Raw genomic sequence first — 20,127 nt, 5'->3', positions numbered from 1 at the left:
CGTGCCGGGGCGCGTCTCAGGTCACGGGGCGGCTGGGTCGTGCTATCTGAAAAGGGTCCGGAGGATCGGGGTCGGTCCGAGAGTCGGTTCGGGAGTCGGTTCGGGAGCCGAGATGGGCGTCACTCCATCGCGACGTAGGTCCGCGTGCTCTCGACGCCGTCGAGCTCCTGGATGGCGGTCGCGGCGACGTCCTTGACGTCGGCCGGGGTCTCCACGGAGACCGTGACGATGAAGTCGACGTCGCCGGCCACGATGCTGACGGTCTCGACGCCCTCCAGCGCCGCCAGATCGGCCTTCAGCCGGTCGGCTTCCCCGGTGTTCGCCTTCACCATCACGTACGCGGTGACGCTCATCGCTCACCTCCGGCCATCGCCCTGGCCGTCGGTTCGACGTCCCCGACGAGCAGCTGGCGGACGTCGTCGAGAACGGAGTAATCGGCGAGGATGGCGATGCGGTCGCCGGCCTCGAGGGAGTCGTCCGGCAGCGGGATGCCGAGCTGGTCGTCGCCCTTGCCGAACGCGAGGATCCGCGCCTCCCCGGGGAGGGCCACCTCGGAGAGCGTGTATCCGCGCATCGGGGAGTCCTCGGTGACGGTGATGAGGAGCACCTGTAGATGCTGGGCGATGTCGGCGATCGCCTGGATGCTGCCGCCGAGAAGGGCGTTCTTCGCGGCGATCGCGCCGAGGCGCTCGGGATAGACGACCTCGTCGACCTCGTCGGCGTACTTCCGGTAGATCTCCTCGCGGTAGTCCTCGTCGATGCGCATCACGGTTCGACAGCCGTAATGGTTCGCGATCATACACGCCGCGAAGTTCGTGTTGAGGTTGCCGGTGAGCGCGCCGAGCGCGTCGGCGTCGTCGATCCCGGCCGACTCCAGGACGTCCTCGTGGGAGCCGTCACCCTCGACGACCTCGAACCCGTCCTCACGGGCTCGATGCGCCCTGTCGGGGTCCGACTCGATGACGGTCACCGCGTGCCCCTCCTCGGTCAGGACGCGAGCCGTCCGGGACCCGACCCGTCCATATCCTATGTTAACTACTCGCATACACGGTCGTACGACCGGACGGGAAATAACCCTGTTGGCGAATCGGGAGACGGGTTGCGGACGGGGTATCGTACGAAGGTTTTTGCGATCGTGTGGTGTACGTTGCCATATGGTACGGGCATACGTGTTGGTCGACACCGACGTGGGGTCCTCGCCGGATCTCATCGAATCGATCCGCGAGATGGAAGGCGTCCGGACCGCCCACGTCATCGCCGGCGACTGGGACGTGATGGTCGTCTTCGATGTGTCGGAGGTCTACCAGGTGCTGTCGACGACCACCACCGCCATCCAGGAGCTGGACGGCGTTCTCGACACGAAGACCTACGTCGCCCTCGACGAGTGAGCGGCGTCTCCGCGGGACGGACGAGCGTCGGCTCGCCGTGACCTCCCATTCGTGGTCGGTTCGTGAGTCGATAGAGGAAAAAGCACGGGTCCCGTAGGGGGGATATGGCCACGATCCTCGGCGTTCTGCTGTTCCTCGTGGTGTTGGGCCTCCACACCCTCATCGCGGCGGTGATGACGCGGTTCCTTCGCCTCCGTCTCGACACCACGTGGGGGACCGCGATCTACGTGGCCTTTCTGATCCCCATCGCGCTGCTGATATCGACGCTCGTGGTCTCGGGTCCGCTCGGGATCGGGATCGACCTCGAGACGACGTCGGCCGTGCTGACGGTGATGATCCTCCTGCCCGGCGTTCTCGGGGTGGCGATCGACGTCCTGTACGTCGAACATCCCGACGAGTACGAGCTTCCCGAACCGACCGACTGAGGTCACAGTCGGTCGATTCGCCCGTCAGTGGCCGTCGGGTTCGGTCGTCGATTCACGTCCGGTCGTCGATTCACGTCCGGTCGTCGATTCACGTCCGATCGTCGACGATGTCGGTCACGTCCGATCGTCGATGATCGACTCCACGCGTGCGAGGACCTCCGCGGGCGGCCGCGTCGCGTCGACGCGGACGAACCGGTCGGGGTCGGACTCGATCAGCCGCTCGTAGTTGGCCCTGACCCGCGCGAGATACTCGCGCCGTTCGAACTTGTTCGTCGATCCCGCCCGGTCGGCGGCCGTCTCCGCGTCGAGGTCGAGGTAGACGGTGACGTCGGGCTCGCGGGTGAACGGTCGGTGGATCCCGCGCACGTACTCGAGCGGACGGTCGATCCGCGTGTCGGCCAGCGTGGCGGCCTGGTAGGCGTACCGCGAGTCGCAGTATCGGTCGGAAACGACGAGCTCGCCGGCCTCGAGCGCGGGCTCGATCGTGCTCGAGAGGTGGTTCGCGTGGTCGGCGGTGTATAAGAACAGCTCGGCCAGCGGGTCCGCGTCGTCGTCGGCGATCGACCGGTAGACGGCGTCGCCGTACCAGCTGTCGGTCGGCTCGCGGGTGAACACCGCGTCCGGCCGGTCGGCGCGGAGGGCCTCCCAGACGGTGGTCTTCCCGCTGCCGTCGAGTCCCTCGAGCGTGAGGAGCATACTCCCGCTGTGACGGCCGTCCGGATAAACGGTCAGGATACGCCCGCGGATCGGCGGCGGGCTGTCGCGCTGAGCCGCCTCGGAATCGCCGTCCCCGCGGTAGTTTTAGGTGGATTCTCCTCCAAGGACGGGTATGGAGATCCTGGTCGCCGGCGGAACCGGTTTCATCGGGTCGTACCTGTGTCGTGAACTGGCCGACCGGGGCCACGAGGTGACCGCGCTCTCGCGGTCGCCGTCGGACGAGTTCGACGGGGTGGAATCGGTCGAGACGACCGTCGGCGACGTCACCGCGGCCGACTCGATCGATGACGCCGTCGCGGGCCACGACGCCGTCGTCAACCTCGTCGCGCTCTCGCCGCTGTTCGAGCCCTCCGGCGGGAACGAACGCCACGACGAGGTCCACCGCGGCGGGACGGAGCACCTCGTCGAGGCGGCGGTCGATGGCGGGGTCGACCGGTTCCTGCAGCTGAGCGCCCTCGGGGCGGACCCCGACGGCGCGACCCACTACATCCGCGCGAAGGGCGCCGCGGAGCGGCTCGTGACGGCGGCCGACGTCGAGGAGACGATCGTCCGGCCCTCGGTCGTCTTCGGCGACGGCGGCGAATTCGTTTCCTTCACCAAGCGGCTGAAGTCCTGGTTCGCGCCCGGGCTCCCGGTGTACCCGCTCCCCGGCGGCGGCCGCAGAACGCGGTTCCAGCCGATCCACGTCTCGGACCTGGTCCCGATGCTGGCCGATGCGGTGACCGAGGACGCCCACGCCGGCGAGACCTACGAACTCGCCGGCCCCGAAAAGCTCACGCTGCGTGAGATCACCGATATGGTCTACGAGTCCGAGGGGCGGTCGATCACGATCGTCCCCCTGCCGATGGCGCTCGCGCGGGTCGGCCTCACGGCGTTGAGCGTCGTGCCCGGCTTCCCGATGGGGCCCGACCAGTACCGGTCGCTGACGTTCGACAACACGACCGACGGAAACGACATCGACGCGTTCGAGGTCTCCGCCGAGGATCTCACGACCTTCGAGGAGTACCTCGGCGTCTGAGGCCGCCTCGACGGCCCCTGACGCGACGGGCCTGCCTCCGTGCCGTGGTCCGCCCGGGCTTGTGACCGTCCTGCCGCACGTCCACTCGGGGCTGTGTGTCCGTCCTGCCGCACGTCCGCCCGAGCTGTGTGTCCGTCCGTATCGTGGCCCATCCTGCCACGCGTCCCGCAGCGCGTCCGTCGGACGGCCGGCCACGCGCCCGTCCGACGTCTCCCGCGAATCGTCGTCATCGACCGTTCGAGCCCCGTGAGAACACGGGACATATATAAGCGATCCTGGAAATGACGTCGAGGGGCGGGCTGCAGTTCTTCGATCCGATATTGTGCGTATCACGCCGCAACGCCTCTCTTTTCGGGCTTTTTCGGGCGATCGACGGATCTCCCCCATCACAAGGCTTATATTTGCTATCCGTCTGTGGTTTTTGCAAAGACGGACTGGGGATTCCATGAAACTGGCAATGATCGGCTTCGGACAGGCGGGGGGAAAAGTCGTCGACAAGTTCCTTGAGTACGACAAACGGACCGGCTCGGAGATCGTGCGGGCGGCCGCTGCGGTGAACACGGCCAAAGCCGATCTGATGGGGCTCGAGCACATCCCGGAGAGCCAGCGCGTCCTGATCGGACAGTCCCGCGTCAAGGGACACGGCGTGGGCGCGGACAACGAGCTCGGCGCGGAGATCGCCGAGGAGGACATCGACGAGGTACAGGGCGCGATCGACTCGATCCCGGTCCACGAGGTCGACGCGTTCCTCGTCGTCGCCGGACTCGGCGGGGGAACCGGATCCGGCGGCGCACCGGTGCTCGCGAAGCACCTCAAGCGCATCTACACCGAGCCGGTCTACGGGCTCGGCATCCTGCCCGGCAGCGACGAGGGCGGCATCTACACCCTGAACGCGGCCCGGTCGTTCCAGACGTTCGTCCGCGAGGTCGACAACCTGCTGGTGTTCGACAACGACGCCTGGCGGAAGACGGGCGAATCGGTCCAGGGCGGCTACGAGCAGATCAACGACGAGATCGTCCGCCGGTTCGGGATCCTCTTCGGCGCCGGCGAGGTCAAGGAGGGTCAGGAGGTCGCCGAGAGCGTCGTCGACTCCTCGGAGATCATCAACACCCTCTCCGGCGGCGGCGTCTCGACGGTCGGCTACGCCGAGGAGGAGGTCGAGGAGACCTCCTCGGGCGGTCTCCTGTCGCGGCTCCGAAACGGCGAGGAGAACGACGAGCTCGACACCGCCCACACCACGAACCGCATCACCAGCCTGGTCCGCAAGGCGGCGCTCGGCCGCCTGACGCTCCCCTGTGAGATCGAGGGGTCCGAACGGGCCCTGCTCGTGCTCGCCGGGCCGCCGGAGTACCTCAACCGCAAGGGGATCGAGCGCGGCCGCAAGTGGCTCGAGGAGCAGACCGGTTCGATGGAGGTCCGGGGCGGCGACTACCCCTACCGCGGCTCCGGGTTCGTCGCGTCCGTGATCCTCCTGGCCGGCGTCACGAACGTTCCCCGCATCAAGGAGCTCCAGCAGGTCGCGATCGAGGCCCAGGACAACCTCGAGGAGATCCGCGAGGAGAGCGAGGAGAACCTCGAGTCGCTCGTCGACGACGACGAGGACGAGCTCGAATCGCTGTTCTGACTCGGTCGCCGCCGGTATTTTCGATGGACGTTCTCGTTCCGTTCGCCGCCGACCGTCCGAAGACGCGGCTGTCGGACACGTTCACGCCCGCGGAGCGACGCGCCTTCGCGGACGCGATGCTCCGCGACGTGCTCCGGGCGGTCCGGGAGGCCGACGGGGAGCCGACCGTGCTCGCCGATCGACCGATCGACCTCGCCGATCGGGTCGGCGCCGACCTCGCTGCGACCGCCGCGGTTCGCGTCGACGACCGCGAGCTGACGCCGGCGGTCTCCGCGGCGATCACGGACGCGTTCCCCGGGACGGTCGCCGACCCCGCCGACGCGATCGCGGTCGTGATGGGCGACCTGGCGATCGCCACGCCGCGGTCCCTGGAACGACTGTTCGACGCGACGGGCGACGTCGTGCTCGCGCCGGGGCGGGGCGGGGGGACGAACGCGCTCGTCGTCCGCGACCCGGCGTTCCGCGTCGACTACCACGGCGCCTCGGTTCGCGATCACCGACGGGCCGCGCGGTCGATCGACGCCTCCCTGACCGAGATCGACTCCTATCGGCTCGGGACCGACGTCGACGAGCGGGACGACCTCGCGGAGGTCCTCCTCCACGGAACCGGGACGGCTCGACGGTGGCTGTCGGACGCGGGATTCGAGCTCCGGACCGCGGACGGCCGCGTCACGGTCGAGCGGACCGCCGTCGAGTGATACCCTTTTGAGGGTCGGCCCACGAGCGTCAGGCGTGTTCCCCGCGGCGGACGACTACGACGTCGAGATCGCCGTCGACCCCGAGGCGGTCGACAGCCTGCTCGCGGTCACGCCCGCGGACGTCGAGCCCGCCGCCGAGCTCACGTTCTCGCGGAACGTCTTCCTCCCGTTGACGACCGCGTGCCGGTACACCTGTACGTACTGCACCTACTACGACGTCCCCGGCGAGGCGAGCCTGCTGACGCCCGGGGAGATCCGCGAGCAATGCCGGATCGGCGCCGACGCCGGCTGCACCGAGGCGCTGTTCACCTTCGGCGACGACCCCGACGACCGGTACGCCGCGATCCACGACCAGCTCGCGGAGTGGGGTCACGACTCGATCCTCGAGTACCTCCGGGAGGCGTGCACGATCGCCTTGGAGGAGGGGTTACTTCCCCACTCGAACCCGGGCGATCTCACCGAGGCGGGCTTCGAGACGGTTCGGGACGTCAACGCCTCGATGGGCGTGATGCTCGAGACGACCGCGGACGTGGACGCCCACGCCGGCGGGCGGCGAAAGACGCCGGGCCAGCGGCTCAACACGATCCGGGCGGCCGGTCGGCTGGGCGTTCCCTTCACGACGGGGATCCTGGTCGGGATCGGCGAGGACTGGCGCGATCGCGCCGAGAGCCTGCTGGCGATCCGCGAGCTCCACGAGCGGTACGGACATATCCAGGAGGTGATCGTGCAGAACGTCGTCCCCAACGAGCGGTCGGACTTCGAGCGGCCGAGCGTCGAGACGATGCGTCGGACGGTCGCGATGGCCCGGGAAGCGTTGCCGGCCGCGGTCTCCGTTCAAGTGCCCCCGAACCTGACGCCCGCCGCCGAGCTGGTCGACTGCGGGATCGACGACCTGGGCGGCGTCTCGCCGGTCACCGAGGACTACATCAACCCGGCGTACGCCTGGCCGGGCCTCGAGGAGCTGCGCGCGGTGGCCGACGCCGGCGGGATGGCCCTCCACGAGCGGCTGCCGACCCACGACCGGTACCTCCCCGACGGGATCCGGCGGTCCGGGATCGATCCCGCGCCGCCGGCGGGCGTGACTTCCGACGAGTCGCCGCCGGCCGCGCCCGGTTCCGACTCCCCGGAGCCGCGCGTCGCACCCGAATCCGGGACCGACAGCGAGTGGCTTCCGGCGCCGATCCGCGACCGGATCCGGGAAAACGACGTTCACGGCCGTCGATTCCGGCGCGTCGCCGACCGCGAGGCCCCCCTGGAGGCGTGACCGGTCCGCCGACCCGAGCTCGGCGTCCGTCTGCCGTACTTTCTTGATGAGGGCACTCGAACCGGTTCCCGATGAGCGTCACGCTACAAGTCGATGCGGTGCGGGAGTCGATCGACCTCGCCGGGATCGGCGTCTCGATCGCGTCGTTCCTCCTCGGGTTCCTGATCGCCCTGCTCGTCGGTCGATTCGTCGTCGTGCCGGGCGTTCGGCGGGTGCTCGAGGCCAGGGGGTTCGACCGGGCCGTCGTGGGCCTCGCGGCGAGCGTCGCCAACGCGGCCGTCTGGGTCGGCGCGCTCGCGATCGGGCTGACGGTCGCGGGCTACGGCGCGTTCCTCTCGGCGTTCGCGGTCTTCGGCAGCGCGCTGGCGCTGGCGGTCGGGTTCGCCGCGCAGGACCTCCTCGGGAACTTCGTGGCCGGGGTCTTCATCCTGAAGGACAAGCCCTTCGAGGTGGGCGACTGGATCGAGTGGGACGGCAACAGCGGGCGCGTCGAGGACATCGACCTCCGGGTCTCGCGGATCCGGACCTTCGACAACGAGCGCGTCACCGTGCCGAACGGCGACCTGGCCAACACGGCGGTGACGAACCCCGTCGCCTACGAGACGCTCCGCCAGCGGTTCGTCTTCGGCATCGGCTACGACGACGACATCGACCGCGCGACCGACGTCATCCTCGAGGAGGCGCGGGCCCACGAGGAGATCCTCGACGACCCCGGCGTCTCCGTTCGGCTGGTCGAGCTGGGTGACTCCGCCGTCGGCCTCCAGTCACGGTGGTGGATCGAGGACCCGGACCGCGGCGACTTCGTGCGCGTCCGCTCGGAGTACGTACAGGCCGTCAAGGAGCGGTTCGACGAGGACGGGATCGACATGCCCTACGTCCACCGCGAGCTCACCGGCAGCGTCGAGGTGCTCGAGACCGTCGCCGAGAGCTGAGGATCGGCGCCCGGGGACCGGCCCGCTTCCCTGGTCGCTCACCCCGCCGCTCGCCGGCGGAGCACCGCCACCGCCACCCCGACCAGCAGCGCCAGCGCGATCGCCGTCGTCGTCGAGAGGACGCCCCGAGTCGCCGCGACCGAATATCGAACCGCCGCGAGCGCGAGGAACGCGGGGCCGACGGCCGCGATCCCCTCGAGAACTGCCCCGGTCGGGCGCGCGAGGGTCCCGTAGACTCGAGCCGTCGCCGCCGCGACGATCGCGCCCGCGAGGACGCCGGCGGGCAGTCCGATCAGCGCCGAGAAGGCGATCCGGGTCTCGAGCAGTCCCGTTACCGCACCCGCGACGACGAGGGCCGCCGTGAGCGCGGCGCCGACGGCGACCGGAATCCGGGGGTTCATACCGTCTCTTCGGTCGATGTCGGCAAAAAGATGTATGGCCGGCCGCGGTGCCGGACGATCCGGCGGGGGCGTTCTTCACTCGGTATCGGGCGTGTCCGGAGGCGACCGGCACCTCGGTTGAGGGCGGGCGCCTCAGCCGTCGCCGAGCGCCTCAGTCGTCCGCGGGCGCGGCGCCCTCGCCGCTGGAGACGCCGGTGCCGGGCCCGACCTCGATCTCGAGCTCCTCGAGCTTCTCCTCGGGGACGACGCCGTCGACCCAGCCGCGGACCTCGTAGTACTCGTCCTTCATCTCGTCGAGCTCGCACAGCTCGCCCTCGCTTGCGCCCTGTCCGGGGATCGCGTCCGGGTGCCCGTCGAGGAAGCGGTTCGGGAGCGTGTCGTCCGCGCCGTCGAAGCCGGCGAGGTTGTTGTAGTAGCGCTCCAGGTTGTAGACGCGCTCGCCCGCCGCCAGCAGCTCGTCCTCGGTGACGTCGCGGCCGGTGATGCCGTTGTACTGGAGCACGTACTCCTCGATCCCCTCCGCGAAGGCGTTGAACTTGCAGATGTCGAAGGAGTCGGAGATCGCGTGCAGGTCCTGGAAGGTGGCGGTGAGCTCGCCCTTCCCCTCCGACTCGTAGGGGTCGACCTTCTCCGGGATGCCGAGGATCTCCGCGGCGGGAGTGTACCCCCGGAGGTGGCAGGCGCCGCGGTTGGAGGTCGCGTACGCGATGCCCATCCCCTTCATACAGCGCGGGTCGTAGGCCGGAATCGTCTGGCCCTTGACCGACAGCTTGTTGTCGTGTGCGCCGACCTCGTCGGCGACGCGCTCGGCGCCCTCGGCAAGCAGGTCGCCGAGGTCGCTCTCGCGGTGCGCGATGTCGGTGATGAGGTCGACCATCTCCTCGGAGTCGCCCCACTCGAGGTCGCCGTACTCCTCGATCTTGCCCTGCTCGGACATCTCCATGGCCATCGCCATCATGTTGCCGACCTCGATGGTGTCGACGCCGACGTCGTTACACCGGTCGATCATGAGGGCGATGTCGTCGCGCTCGGAGTGGCCCGAGTTCGGGCCGAGCGCGAACGCCGACTCGTACTCGTAGGACTCCATCCGGACGTTCATGTCCTGGCCCTTGTGCATCGTCTGCACCTCGACCTCCTTCTTGCAGGCGACCGGACAGGAGTGACAGGTCGGCTCGTCGACGAGGATGTTCTCGCGGACGTTCTCCCCGGAGACGCGCTCGGCGTCGATGTCGACGCCCTCGGCGTCCTCGTAGCTGCGCGTCGAGGTGTACTTCCCGTTCTTCGTCGGGAGCCCGTCCATCTCCTCGGTGATGTTCATCAGGACGTTCGTCCCGTACATCGAGAGCCCGCCCTCGTTGGGCGCGGTGACGTCGGACTCCTGGATGACCTGCATCGACTGCTGGTGGCCCTCCTGGAAGGTCTCGGGGTCGGCCGGGGCCGGCATGTTCGTGCCGGACTTGACCACGACCGCCTTGACGTTCTTGGTGCCCATCACGTGGCCGGTGCCGCCGCGCCCGGAGGCGCGGTCGTCCTCGTTGACGACGCAGGCGTACCGGACGCCGTTCTCGCCGGCCGGCCCGATCGCCATCACGGAGACGTTCCGGCCGACCGTTCCTTCGACCTCCTCGCCGATCGTGTCGATCGTCTCGTGGACCCCCTTGCCCCACAGATGCGACGCGTCGCGGACCTCCACGTCGCCGTCCTCGACGTAGAGGTAGACGGGATCGTCGCTGGCCCCGTCGAGCAGGAGGCCGTCCAGGCCGGCCCACTTGAGCCGGGCGCCCGACCAGCCGCCGTGGTGTGAGTCGGTGACGGTCCCCGTCAGCGGGGACTTCGTCACCAGCGCGATCCGGCCGCTCATCACGGCCTGGGTTCCGGTCAGCGGTCCGGTCATGAACGCGAGCCGGTTCTCCGGGGAGTCCGGGTCGACGTCGGCGCCCTTCTCGAAGACGTATTTCACGCCCAGCCCGCGCGCGCCGATGTACTTCCTGGCGTCCTCGTCGTCGATCCCCCGGTAGGAGACGTCCGACTCGGAGAGGTCGATCTGTGCCACTCGGTCGCGGTAGCCGCCGAAGTCTGTCATGTAATGCTCGTTCGTTATATACGGCCTCTAACCTGTTAGCTGTTGACATAGGGTAGTAACCGATGACGGTTACACCGCCGCCGGATCACGGTCGTGGAGTCGCCCGCCGTTCGCCACGCGGTTCGATCGGTCCCACTCCCGGCGACGACCGCGATCCGGTCGTTCGCGGGAGCGACGGATCGTCGCAGGAGGCAATGGGACCGATCCGGAGCCCCGGTGCGACGCGCACCGTCGAACGCCGGCCGCGGGGCACGCGGGTCGGCGGCTCCCTGATCGCGCGATCGGCGGCTCACATCCCCCGTTCGGACGTAAACGGCATCGTACGCGCGGACCCACACGTCGAACCGCATCGGACACGCGGACCCACACGTCGAACCGTCGGACACGCGGACCCACACGTCGAACCGCATCGGACACGCGGACCCACACGTCGAACCGCATCGGACACGCGGACCCACACGTCGAACCGCGTCGGACGCGGACGGCTCCGGATTCCCGAGCCCGTTCGGACTCTCGAGACAGTATTTATATGTTCGGCAGTCGGTGATCCGGTGATGGCCGACTCGCTGCGTGCGTTCATTGACCGGCTCGACCCGCCGGAACGCTCGCTGGTGATCCTGAACCGGTCGGCGCCCGATGCCGCGCGGCGGCTCCTCGACGGCCTCTTCGCCGACCAGCCGGTCGCGGTCGAGGAGCTCGACAGTCCGGACGCGGGCGAGACGGACCTCGTGGCGCTCGTCGAGGACGGGGAGGTCCTCGCGCGCTCGACCGTCGACGAGCTGCTCTCGACGATCCTGCTGGTCAACTCGGATCTGTACAAGACGGGCAGTCGCGAGCTCGACGCGGTCGAGCTCCCGGCCGTGCTGGACGGGCTCGACGACGTCCCCTTTCGCCTCCGCGGCTATCCCGAGTCCAACAAGGAGAAGCTGCTGTTGATCACGGTCTCGCGCGTCATCGAGCGCCGGGCCGCGGAGGCCGGGTCGGGGACCCTCCGCTCGTCGTTTCAGTATCTCTCGCGGCTGGAGGACGAGGCCGGCACGCGGACCGTCTACGAGACGGTCGGTCGGAGCGGCACCGACGTTCACGTCTACGGCATCGCCGATTGGGACCCCGCCGCGGAGCTCCCCGTCACCGTCCACGACGGAACCTCCGAGGAGTACCGCCGGTCGTGGTTCGTCGTCTTTCGTCCGTCCGGCGCTTCCCGAGACGGGGCGGTCGCCGGCGACTCGGGTTCCGAATCCGCTCCCGGACCCGCCGCGCTGGTCGCGCTCGAGGACGAACGAAACGTCTGGGACGGGTTCTGGACGTATCGGCCCGATCTGGTCGCGGAGATCGACGAGCACCTCCGGCGGGCGCTGTGACCGCTCGGGCGGTCACGGCGACCGCCGAGCGGTCGGCGAGACGGGACTCACACCCCGGCCGCGGGCCGCCAGCCCTCCCACTGAAGGAGGTCCGCCGCCCGGTCGGCGTCCGCGAGGAGGACGTTCTTCCGCGAGGGGAGGGTCTCGTCCGCGATCCCGTCGGGCACGACGAGCGTGCCGCTGGGGACCTCCTCGTCGCCGTCGACCGGAATGTGGCCCGTATCGAGCTTCATCACGAGCGGGGCGTCGAGGCGTTCGAGCCCCTCGCCGGTCGCGTACAGCTGTTCGTTGACGCGCTCGTGGTCGGCGCGCTGGATGAGCGCACGGTCCCCGTCGTGGGGCTCGACGTACAGCGTTCCGAGGTAGTAGCCGCTTGAGAAGCGTTCGAACATCTGTGCGTGTTAACATTACCCGTGATAACTCATAAGTCTTGTCGGAAACGTTTTTGCGGACCGCAATACGGCGACTCGAACGCGGCCGGATCGGCGCCCAACGCGACCGGATCGGCACCGATCGACGCCGGGTGCGTCGAGCTGGGCCGCCGGCGGTCGCTGCTGACGCGCCGGCACGGCGATGCCGACCGTGGTTCCCACGACTCCGGAGTAAGGGTTGGCTTTTAACCGGGCTCCGCCCGAACCGTCGCTCGATGTACGACCGGATCCTGTTGCCGACGGACGGAAGCGAGGGCGTCGACCGCGCGGTGACGCACGCGATCGACGCGGCGAACCGGTACGACGCCGAGCTGCACGTCCTCTTCGTCGTGGACAGTGGCGTCGTCAACGCCTATCCCGGTGACGAGTTCGTCCACGAGTTCGAGGGCGTCGAGCAGACCCTCGAGGACGTCGGTCACGAGGCGGTCGACCGGGTCCGCGAGGCGGCCGCCGACGCCGGCGTCGAGGACGTCGTCACCGCGGTGACCCACGGCGAGCCACACGAGGAGATCCTCCGGTACATCGACGAGGAGGACGTCGACCTCACCGTGATGGGCACCACCGACCGCCCCGGCGAGTACCGGCGGCTCCTGGGCTCGGTGACCGAGCGCGTCGCTCGGCGCTCGAGCACGCCCGTGAGCATCGTGAAAACGACGGTCGAGTAGGGTTCAGGCGGGTCAGTCGAGGATTCCCGTCCCCTTGACGTCCGTCCCGCCCTACCGCTCGATCGTGACCGACTCGATCCCGGCGTCGGTCATCGGCGCGTCCTGGCGGTCGGTCGGCAGCGAGCCGATCTCCTCGACGACGTCCATTCCGTCGACGACCTCGCCGAAGACGGCGTGTTTCCCGTCCAGGTGCGGCTGGGCGTCCAGGGTGATGAAGAACTGCGAGCCGTTGGTGTTCGGGCCGGAGTTGGCCATCGAGAGGATTCCCGTGCCGTCGTGGGTCAGCTCGTCGTGGAACTCGTCGTCGAACTGATAGCCGGGGCCGCCGCGGCCGGTGCCGGTCGGGTCCCCGCCCTGGATCATGAAGCCGTCGATGATGCGGTGGAACTCGACGTCGCTGTAGAGGGGGTCGATCCGCTTCTCGCCGGAGTCGGGGTCCTCCCAGGCGCCGGTTCCGGGGGCGATCTCGGCGTTCTCGTAGTCGTTGGCGCCCTCGGCGAGGCCGATGAAGTTCTCGACCGTTCGGGGTGCCCGCTCCGCGAAGAGCTCGACCTCGATGTCGCCGTGGGTGGTGTGCAGCGTCGCCGTCGGATTGTCGTCCGCGGTCATACCTCCCGATCGGCGCGGCGGGCGGAAAACGCTGCCCATTCGGGATGCGGCGGTCTCGCGTCACGGTGGCTGCGCGTCCGTCTGCACGCTCGCCAGCGCGCCGCGGTGGCCGGTGTGGGTCCGGCGTCGAACGGCCACCTTCTTAAGCCGCGATCCCCTGTCCATCGAGGGATGTTGATCACGGGAACGGTCGTCGCGGACGCCGAAACGGTCATCGAGGACGGCGCGGTCCGGGTGTCGAGGTCGCGGATCGACGCCGTCGGAGAGCGCGCATCGCTGGTCGACCGGTATCCCGACGACGAGCGGCGGACGGCCGACATCGTCGCCCCCGGCTTGGTCGGGGCGCACGTCCACTCGGTCCAGTCGCTCGGACGGGGGATCGCCGACGACGCGGCGCTGCTGGAGTGGCTCTTCGATCACGTGCTCCCGATGGAGGCGGCGATGGACGCGGACGCCACCCGGACCGCCGCCGAGCTCGGCTACCTCGAATGCATCGCGTCGGGGACCACGACGGTCCTGGACCACCTAACCGTCGACCACTCGGCGGCCGCCTTCGAGGCGGCCCGCGAGCTGGGGATCCGGGGGCGGCTCGGCAAGGTTCTGATGGACGCCGACTCGCCCGACGGGCTCGAACAGAACGCGGAGACGGCGCTGGCGGAGACCGAATCGCTGATCCGCGAGTACCACGGCGCCGCCGACGGGCGCCTCCGGTACGCGGTCACGCCGCGGTTCGCCCTCTCGTGCACCGAGGCGTGCCTGCGGGGCTGCCGGGAGCTGGCGGACCGATACGACGGCGTCCGGATCCACACGCACGCAAGCGAGAACCGCGACGAGATCGCGGCGGTCGAGCGCGCGACCGGGATGCGGAACGTCCACTGGCTCGACGAGGTGGGGCTGACCGGCCCGGACGTCACCCTCGCCCACTGCGTCCACACCGACGAGACCGAACGCGAGGTCCTCGCCGAGACGGACACCGTGGTCACGCACTGTCCGTCCTCGAACATGAAGCTGGCCAGCGGGGTGGCGCCGATCGCCGACTACCTCGACCGGGGGATCACGGTCGCGCTCGGCAACGACGGCCCGCCGTGTAACAACACGCTGGACCCGTTCACCGAGATGCGGCAGGCCAGCCTCCTCGGGAAGGTGGACGCGCACGACCCCACGCGGCTCCCCGCCGCGACCGTGTTCCGGATGGCCACCGAGGCCGGCGCCCGGGCGGCCGGCTTCGACCGGATCGGCGCGCTCCGGGAGGGCTCCCGCGCCGACGTGATCGGGCTCGCCACCGACGCGGCGCGGGCGACCCCCGTCCACGACCCCGTCTCACACCTCGTCTACGCGGCCCACGGCGACGACGTGACGCTGACGGTGATCGACGGCGAGGTTCGCTACGCCGACGGCGAGCACGTCGGCGTCGACGCGGCGGCGATCCGGGAGCGCGCCCGCCGCCACGCCGAGCGCGTGGTGCCGTCCGCCTGAGCGGGTCGCGGCCGGCGTCCCCGAGTGACTCGTTGCTGTCCGTGATTCGTCGTGCCCGTGACCCTCGCTGCCCGTGACCCTCGCTGCCCGTGACCCTCGCTGCCCGTGACCCGTTACTACCCGTGGTTCGTCGCCCTCACGAGTGGCGAACGCGGACCGTCCCGTCGCTGCTCACCGTGACGAAGAGCCGGCGGCGCACCTCCCGGCCGTGGACCGCGTCGCCGGCCGCGTCGCTGACGACCTTCATCAGCTCCGGCGCGGTGTGGTTGACCTTCACGCCCGCCTCGTCGCAGGCGTCGTAGACGCGGCCGGGGACGTCATAGAGGTCTGTGTCGGCCGGGATCTCGACCCGCACCGGCGCCGCGAGCGCCTCGGCGAAGGCGATCGTCTCCCGCGCCTTCGCGACGTTCTCGCGGGCGCTGGACTCGACGCTCGAGACGTTCGCCCGGGAGGTTCCCAGCCGGTTCGCGATGACCGACTGCTTCAGGCCGCGCTCGCGCAGCGCGAGCACCTCCGCCTGCCGGCGCGTGAGCACGCTGTCGTCGGCGTCGAAGCCGACCCGGTCGAGCAGCTCGTCGACGGCGACGGTCTCGGGGTCGTCGGCATCGACGGCATCATCGATCCGGATCGCCGCGTCGGCGTCGACGTCGCCGGGATCGTCGTCCGCCTCGCGGTCGCCCCCGTCCGCGGCCGGGCTCGTGGCGTCGGCGGTGCCCGCGGTGGCGGCGGTGCCGGGCGCGTCCTCGGGGGCGTCGTCTTCAGTCATGACTCACCGAAGGGAGCGGACCCGGAAAAAGGTACAGTACGGACTGTCCGTCGCCCCTGGCGGGGGGCGTGGGCGGGGCTACCGGCCCCAGAAGTTCTCGCGGCTGCCGAGCCGCTCGCGGCCCGGGCCGTCGTGCTCCTCGTCCTCGTCGTCCGCGCCGTCGCTCCCGGCGTCGTCGGCGTCCGCCGCCGCGTCGTCCGCGTCGGGATCGGCCGGGAGGCGCTCGATGACCTCCCGGGCGGTCGCGTGGTTCGACTGGACGCGGTGGATGCGCACCTTCGCGCGCGCCGGCGGGAGCACCCCGTCGACGAGGATGATGAAGCCGTCGTCGGTGCGGCCGACGCCGGCGCCGCTCTCGTGGATGTCGTCGACCTCGACGACGACCTCCTCGCCGGGCTGGACGGGCTGGCGCTTCAGCTCCTGGATCGGCATATCGTAGTGTTGACACCACTCGGCGCCCCCGCGGTTGCCGTAGTGTTGACACCCCATCCCCTGGATGCGTTCCTCGAAACTGGGGCAGTCGTCGGCGAGTGGACAGTCCGCCATGGCAGTCCGTAGCCGGCGTTCGCTCTTTATGGTTCCGACTGGGGGGTCGTCGTCGCGTCGGGATCGGTCGACGGACCTGACGTGACCGCCGCCACGCCGGATCAGGCGTGGTCAGTCGCGGCGGTCGGACCGAACTCGTCGACCGGCATCACGCTGTAATCGACCGAGAGCGTCTCGGTCGTGGCCCGGATCTTCCCGACGAACGCGGAGATCGACTCGAGGTCGCCCTCCAGGACGAACAGCTCCATACAGTAGTGGGCCCCGACGTGGCTGTGGAAGTTCGCGGCCACGAGGTGCTCGTGTTCGTGGCGCAGCCGCATCATCCGCTCCTCGACGCTCGTGGTCTCGTAGTCGAACAGCACCGTGACGACGGCCATCAGGTCGCGGTCCTCCAGGCGGACGTCCTCGAACTCCCCGAGCAGGTTCCGGGAGGCCTCCCGGATCACCTCGCTGCGGCCGGTGTAGCCGTGATCCTCGGCGAAGGAATCGATCCGCTCGAGCAACTCCTCGGGCATCGAGACGCTGACGACGGTCATATATTAACGACGGCGCCGCGAGTTATTAAGGATTAGTCGTCCGGTGCGCCGTGGCGGACGGCCGGACCGATTCGGGAGTCACTCTCGGGCGTCACTCCTCCTCATCGTCCCGTCCGCCGGGGGTCGCTGCGGTCATCGACCAGACGGCGATCGCGCCCAAAAGCACCGCCGGGATCATCGGCAGCGCGAGGTAGGTTCCGAAGAAGCTGAGTTCGAAGCGGCCGAGGACGTACGGGTAGAGGTAGATGATGCCCGGGATGATCAGGGTGCAGGTGATCAGCGCGGCCGTGAGCGCCCAGCCCGCGCGCCCGAAGCCGTCCGGTTCGGGCTCCTCGTGGGCGGCGCTGCCGGCGTCCGTCGGGGAGTCGTCGTCATCGGGGTCCGCCGCGTCCGTGACCGTCCCCGTCTCGTCGATCCGGACGGTCCGGTCGGCGTCGCCGGGGCTCGCGCCTTCGGCGTCGTCCCCGTCCTCGGCCCCGGCCGCGCGGTCACCGTTCACTGTCGGGGATTACGGCCACCTTGCCAAAGCCCTCACGGTTCTCGAGCAGCCGGTGGGCCGCGGCGGTCTCGCTCATCGGGAGCGTCTCGCGGATCCGGGGTTCGAACGTTCCGTCCCAGACGAGTTCGAGGACGTCGTCGAGCTCGCCGGGCGTCGCCATCGTCGAGCCGATCACGGACAGCTGGTTCCAGAAGATCCGGTTGAGGCCGGCGTCGGGGTTGGGCCCGGTCGTCGCGCCGCAGGTGACGAGCCGGCCGCCCTTCGCGAGCGAGGCCAGGGAGTCGGGGTAGGTGGCCGCGCCGACGTGGTCGACGACGACGTCGACGCCCCGGCCGTCGGTGAGTTCCCGGACGCGGTCGGCGAAGTCGGTCGCCTCGTAGTCGATGACGTGGTCGGCGCCGCAGTCGGCCGCGTGCTCGCGCTTCGGCGCGGTCGAGGCGGTGGCGAACACCTCGCAGCCGGCGTGGGCGGCGATCTGGACCGCCGCGTGGCCCACGCCGCCGGAGGCGCCGAGCACGAGCACGCGCTCGCCGGCCGTGACGTCGGCGCGCGTGTGCAGCATCCGCCAGGCGGTCCCGAACACGAGCGGGGCGGCCGCCGCGGTCGTCCAGTCGACGCCCTCCGGGACGGGCACGAGGTTCTCGGCGGGGACCGCCGCCAGCTCGGCGTGGACGCCCGGCCGGTGCTCGCCGATGATCGCGAAGTCGGGGCACAGCGTCGGGTCGCCGTCCCGGCAGAACTCGCAGGTCCCGCAGGACGTGCCCGCCGCGACCGCCACGCGGTCGCCTCTGTCGAAGCGGTCGACGTTCGTGCCGACGTCCGCGACGACCCCGGCCGCGTCGCTGCCGGGCGTGTGGGGCATCTCGAGGTCGATCCCGGGCAGCCCCCGGCGCGTCCACAGGTCGAGGTGGTTGAGCGCGCCCGCCTTCACGTCGACGAGGACCTCGCCCGGTCCCGGCTCCGGGTCGGGGACCTCGGCGTACTCGATCACGTCGCGATCGCCGTGTGCGGCGAACTGGACCGCGTGCATACCGACCGGTCCGCCGCCAGCGACTAAACGGTTCGCGTGGGGTGGGGTCGGAGCCGGAGCCGGGTCCGGGAGTCATCCTCGCCCCGCTCGACCGTCCCCCGCCCCTCCTGTCGAAATGCTAAGGTTTACGGTGTGTCGTAGTGACGCTCCCGGTATGGCTGCCCTCCGCTCCCTCCGTCCAGCCGTCGGTGCACTCACGCGCAATCCCATCCTGATCGTGTTGGTCGGGCTCTACGGGCTCGTCCAGCTGCCCCAGTTCGCCCTCCAGCAGTCGCGGCCGCTGGTCGCGGCGGCCGTCTCGCTGGGCATCACCGGGTTGATGATCCTCTTCGTGCCCTTCTTCCAGGGCGGGATCATCTCGATGGCCGACGCGGCGCTTTCGGGCCGGACCGGCCTCGACGACTTCATCGCGGCCGGGAAGGCGAACTACGTGAGTCTGCTGGTGGCGTATCTGGCCGTCTTCGCGATCAACCTCGTCTTCGGGTTCGTCGCGTTCCTCGCCGGCCTCCTGGTGGTCGTCTTCGGCGGCGCCGGCCTGCTGGCCGGCAGTCCCGAGATGGGCCTGGCGACGCTGGCGATCGTGGCCATCGTCGGCCTGCTGTTCGCGCTCGTCTACCTGGTCGTGAACTTCGCGATCCAGTTTTACGCCCACGCGATCGTCCTCGACGACGCCGACATCATCGGGGGCTTCAAGCGGAGCGTCGGCCTCGTGCGCCGGAACATCCTGAGCGTCCTCGGCTACACCGCGATCCTGATCGCCGGCAGCGTCGTCATCGGCGGCCTCAGCGCCGGCGCCTCGATGCTGCTGTCGCCCCAGCCCGCCGCACTGCCCCTGCCGGAGGCCTCCCTGCCGCTGCTGGTCGTGGCCGCCGTCGTGTACGTGGTCACGATCGCCGTGGGTGGCGCGTTCTACGCCGTCTTCTCGGTGGCGTTCTATCGTTCGATCTCGGGGACCGGTATTGGCGGCGGTGCTTCCGGGGTCGGTGGTCGTCTCTAGCGGTAGACGAGCATCGCTCTCGAGTGATGGTCTCCGTTTTGACCGGATCACGCGCTTCACTACTCGTCTGAATCTCCCTTTCGTAAGACCACTAGAGTTGGAAACTGACGCTTCAACTCGAAAATCCCTCTAAAACTCGTCACTGCGTGGATACCGGCGACTGGATCATCGCTTCAATCCTTCAGGGGCTCGTCTGAAACGATCGAGAACGGCACGAACAACATCACGGTCTCGACGCTTCAACCCACAAAGGTCCGTCTGAAACTCGTCGTAGTCGATGAGCCCGCCGATCTGGTCCCAGCTTCAACCCCACAAGGGTCCTCTGAAACCGCTGGTTCTCGCGATCTCTCTTACAGCTCAGAGGCTTCAACCCCTCAAAGGTTCGTCTGAAACTTCGCGGCTCTCGAGATCGCGGAAGTCCTGGTACGGGCTTCAACTCCTCAAATGTTCGTCTGAAACTTGACAAGCCGAGAACGGATGAGCCGCGCGTCCGTTGCTTCAACTCCTCAAAGTTCGTCTGAAACGAGGCCTTCGACCGGGAGATCTACGCTCGAGCCACGCTTCAACTCCTCAAAGGTTCGTCTGAAACCTGTCGCGGCCCTTCTGGTCCTCATCGTTCTTCCGAAGCTTCAACCCCTCAAAGGTTCGTCTGAAACACGGA

The 20,127-nt window shown here is 69.3% G+C and carries 23 protein-coding genes; 11 read left to right on the top strand and 12 right to left on the bottom strand.

The features are described 5' to 3' along the window. Nucleotides 1-119: 119 nt before the first annotated feature. Both BLV25_RS10655 and BLV25_RS10650 read right to left on the bottom strand, forming a co-directional pair. Nucleotides 120-353 (bottom strand): Lrp/AsnC family transcriptional regulator, encoded by a 234-nt coding sequence (locus tag BLV25_RS10655; RefSeq protein WP_021072712.1) that lies wholly within the window; start codon nt 351-353, stop codon nt 120-122. Beyond that, a complete protein-coding gene (locus BLV25_RS10650) occupies nt 350-1,045 on the bottom strand; it encodes a potassium channel family protein (protein ID WP_092733058.1) in 696 nt (231 codons plus the stop codon). The genes BLV25_RS10655 and BLV25_RS10650 overlap by 4 nt, the downstream gene beginning before the upstream one ends. Before the next feature lie 109 nt (nt 1,046-1,154). Between BLV25_RS10650 and BLV25_RS10645 the strand changes: the two genes are divergently transcribed. Then, nucleotides 1,155-1,388, top strand: a complete 234-nt coding sequence (locus tag BLV25_RS10645; protein WP_021072710.1) for an Lrp/AsnC ligand binding domain-containing protein — start codon at nt 1,155-1,157, stop codon at nt 1,386-1,388. 104 nt (nt 1,389-1,492) lie between these two features. Next, nucleotides 1,493-1,813 (top strand): hypothetical protein, encoded by a 321-nt coding sequence (locus BLV25_RS10640; RefSeq protein ID WP_021072709.1) that lies wholly within the window; start codon nt 1,493-1,495, stop codon nt 1,811-1,813. 114 nt (nt 1,814-1,927) lie between these two features. On the opposite strand, the gene tmk is transcribed toward BLV25_RS10640, so the two are convergent. Beyond that, nucleotides 1,928-2,509 (bottom strand): dTMP kinase, encoded by a 582-nt coding sequence (tmk, locus tag BLV25_RS10635; protein ID WP_021072708.1) that lies wholly within the window; start codon nt 2,507-2,509, stop codon nt 1,928-1,930. Between the two features lie 133 nt (nt 2,510-2,642). On the opposite strand from tmk, the gene BLV25_RS10630 reads away from it, so the two are divergent. The 5 genes from BLV25_RS10630 to BLV25_RS10610 all read left to right on the top strand — a co-directional run bounded on the left by BLV25_RS10630 (nt 2,643) and on the right by BLV25_RS10610 (nt 8,066). Continuing rightward, nucleotides 2,643-3,548 carry a complex I NDUFA9 subunit family protein gene (locus BLV25_RS10630; RefSeq protein ID WP_092733054.1) on the top strand — a complete coding sequence of 302 codons (906 nt, stop codon included), beginning with the start codon at nt 2,643-2,645 and terminating at the stop codon, nt 3,546-3,548. A 445-nt stretch (nt 3,549-3,993) separates the two neighbouring features. Continuing rightward, complete coding sequence (locus BLV25_RS10625) at nt 3,994-5,172, top strand: tubulin/FtsZ family protein (protein WP_039400910.1); 1,179 nt, start codon at nt 3,994-3,996, stop codon at nt 5,170-5,172. Nucleotides 5,173-5,195: 23 nt separating this feature from the next. Next, entirely contained in the window at nt 5,196-5,870 is a 675-nt protein-coding gene (gene cofC, locus BLV25_RS10620) for a 2-phospho-L-lactate guanylyltransferase (protein WP_092733051.1), read from the top strand. Between the two features lie 34 nt (nt 5,871-5,904). After that, nucleotides 5,905-7,134, top strand: a complete 1,230-nt coding sequence (gene cofG, locus BLV25_RS10615) for a 7,8-didemethyl-8-hydroxy-5-deazariboflavin synthase subunit CofG (protein ID WP_092733048.1) — start codon at nt 5,905-5,907, stop codon at nt 7,132-7,134. Between the two features lie 71 nt (nt 7,135-7,205). Beyond that, a complete protein-coding gene (locus tag BLV25_RS10610) occupies nt 7,206-8,066 on the top strand; it encodes a mechanosensitive ion channel family protein (protein WP_021072702.1) in 861 nt (286 codons plus the stop codon). Nucleotides 8,067-8,104: 38 nt separating this feature from the next. On the opposite strand, the gene BLV25_RS10605 is transcribed toward BLV25_RS10610, so the two are convergent. After that, nucleotides 8,105-8,467 (bottom strand): hypothetical protein, encoded by a 363-nt coding sequence (locus BLV25_RS10605; RefSeq protein ID WP_092733045.1) that lies wholly within the window; start codon nt 8,465-8,467, stop codon nt 8,105-8,107. A 151-nt stretch (nt 8,468-8,618) separates the two neighbouring features. Continuing rightward, nucleotides 8,619-10,550 (bottom strand): aldehyde ferredoxin oxidoreductase family protein, encoded by a 1,932-nt coding sequence (locus tag BLV25_RS10600; RefSeq protein WP_021072700.1) that lies wholly within the window; start codon nt 10,548-10,550, stop codon nt 8,619-8,621. 554 nt (nt 10,551-11,104) lie between these two features. On the opposite strand from BLV25_RS10600, the gene BLV25_RS10590 reads away from it, so the two are divergent. Beyond that, a complete protein-coding gene (locus BLV25_RS10590) occupies nt 11,105-11,911 on the top strand; it encodes a DICT sensory domain-containing protein (RefSeq protein WP_039400905.1) in 807 nt (268 codons plus the stop codon). 47 nt (nt 11,912-11,958) lie between these two features. Here BLV25_RS10590 and BLV25_RS10585 read toward each other — a convergent pair whose 3' ends face one another. Continuing rightward, the gene (locus tag BLV25_RS10585; RefSeq protein ID WP_039400903.1) at nt 11,959-12,303 is read right to left on the bottom strand and encodes a DUF5802 family protein; all 345 of its coding nucleotides are present in this window, start codon (nt 12,301-12,303) and stop codon (nt 11,959-11,961) included. A gap of 254 nt (nt 12,304-12,557) precedes the next feature. Here BLV25_RS10585 and BLV25_RS10580 point away from each other — a divergent pair, with 254 nt between their 5' ends. Continuing rightward, complete coding sequence (locus tag BLV25_RS10580; protein WP_021072696.1) at nt 12,558-13,007, top strand: universal stress protein; 450 nt, start codon at nt 12,558-12,560, stop codon at nt 13,005-13,007. Between the two features lie 51 nt (nt 13,008-13,058). On the opposite strand, the gene BLV25_RS10575 is transcribed toward BLV25_RS10580, so the two are convergent. Further along, a complete protein-coding gene (locus BLV25_RS10575; protein ID WP_021072695.1) occupies nt 13,059-13,616 on the bottom strand; it encodes a peptidylprolyl isomerase in 558 nt (185 codons plus the stop codon). A 171-nt stretch (nt 13,617-13,787) separates the two neighbouring features. Here BLV25_RS10575 and BLV25_RS10570 point away from each other — a divergent pair, with 171 nt between their 5' ends. Next, entirely contained in the window at nt 13,788-15,092 is a 1,305-nt protein-coding gene (locus tag BLV25_RS10570; protein ID WP_092733039.1) for a 5'-deoxyadenosine deaminase, read from the top strand. 136 nt (nt 15,093-15,228) lie between these two features. Here BLV25_RS10570 and BLV25_RS10565 read toward each other — a convergent pair whose 3' ends face one another. The 5 genes from BLV25_RS10565 to BLV25_RS10545 all read right to left on the bottom strand — a co-directional run bounded on the left by BLV25_RS10565 (nt 15,229) and on the right by BLV25_RS10545 (nt 18,469). Further along, on the bottom strand, nt 15,229-15,714 hold the full coding sequence (locus BLV25_RS10565; RefSeq protein ID WP_092733448.1) for a Tfx family DNA-binding protein: 486 nt from the start codon (nt 15,712-15,714) through the stop codon (nt 15,229-15,231). Nucleotides 15,715-15,936: 222 nt separating this feature from the next. Next, nucleotides 15,937-16,404, bottom strand: coding sequence for a TRAM domain-containing protein (locus tag BLV25_RS10560; protein WP_021072692.1), 468 nt, complete (start codon nt 16,402-16,404; stop codon nt 15,937-15,939). A gap of 101 nt (nt 16,405-16,505) precedes the next feature. Continuing rightward, nucleotides 16,506-16,940, bottom strand: coding sequence for a CopG family ribbon-helix-helix protein (locus BLV25_RS10555; RefSeq protein ID WP_021072691.1), 435 nt, complete (start codon nt 16,938-16,940; stop codon nt 16,506-16,508). Nucleotides 16,941-17,031: 91 nt separating this feature from the next. Further along, nucleotides 17,032-17,439 carry a hypothetical protein gene (locus tag BLV25_RS10550; RefSeq protein ID WP_394327122.1) on the bottom strand — a complete coding sequence of 136 codons (408 nt, stop codon included), beginning with the start codon at nt 17,437-17,439 and terminating at the stop codon, nt 17,032-17,034. Further along, nucleotides 17,429-18,469: a zinc-binding dehydrogenase gene (locus BLV25_RS10545; protein WP_092733037.1), complete on the bottom strand. Its 1,041-nt coding sequence runs from the start codon at nt 18,467-18,469 to the stop codon at nt 17,429-17,431. The genes BLV25_RS10550 and BLV25_RS10545 overlap by 11 nt, the downstream gene beginning before the upstream one ends. Before the next feature lie 154 nt (nt 18,470-18,623). On the opposite strand from BLV25_RS10545, the gene BLV25_RS10540 reads away from it, so the two are divergent. Further along, the gene (locus tag BLV25_RS10540) at nt 18,624-19,466 is read left to right on the top strand and encodes a DUF7847 domain-containing protein (RefSeq protein WP_092733035.1); all 843 of its coding nucleotides are present in this window, start codon (nt 18,624-18,626) and stop codon (nt 19,464-19,466) included. The last annotated feature ends 661 nt before the right edge of the window (nt 19,467-20,127 follow it).

Origin of the sequence: Halopenitus persicus (assembly GCF_900107205.1) — an archaeon.
Classification (GTDB): Archaea; Halobacteriota; Halobacteria; order Halobacteriales; family Haloferacaceae; genus Halopenitus; species Halopenitus persicus.
The sequence above is the reverse complement of the archived record's forward strand: the minus strand, read 5'-3'. Positions and strand labels throughout refer to the sequence as shown.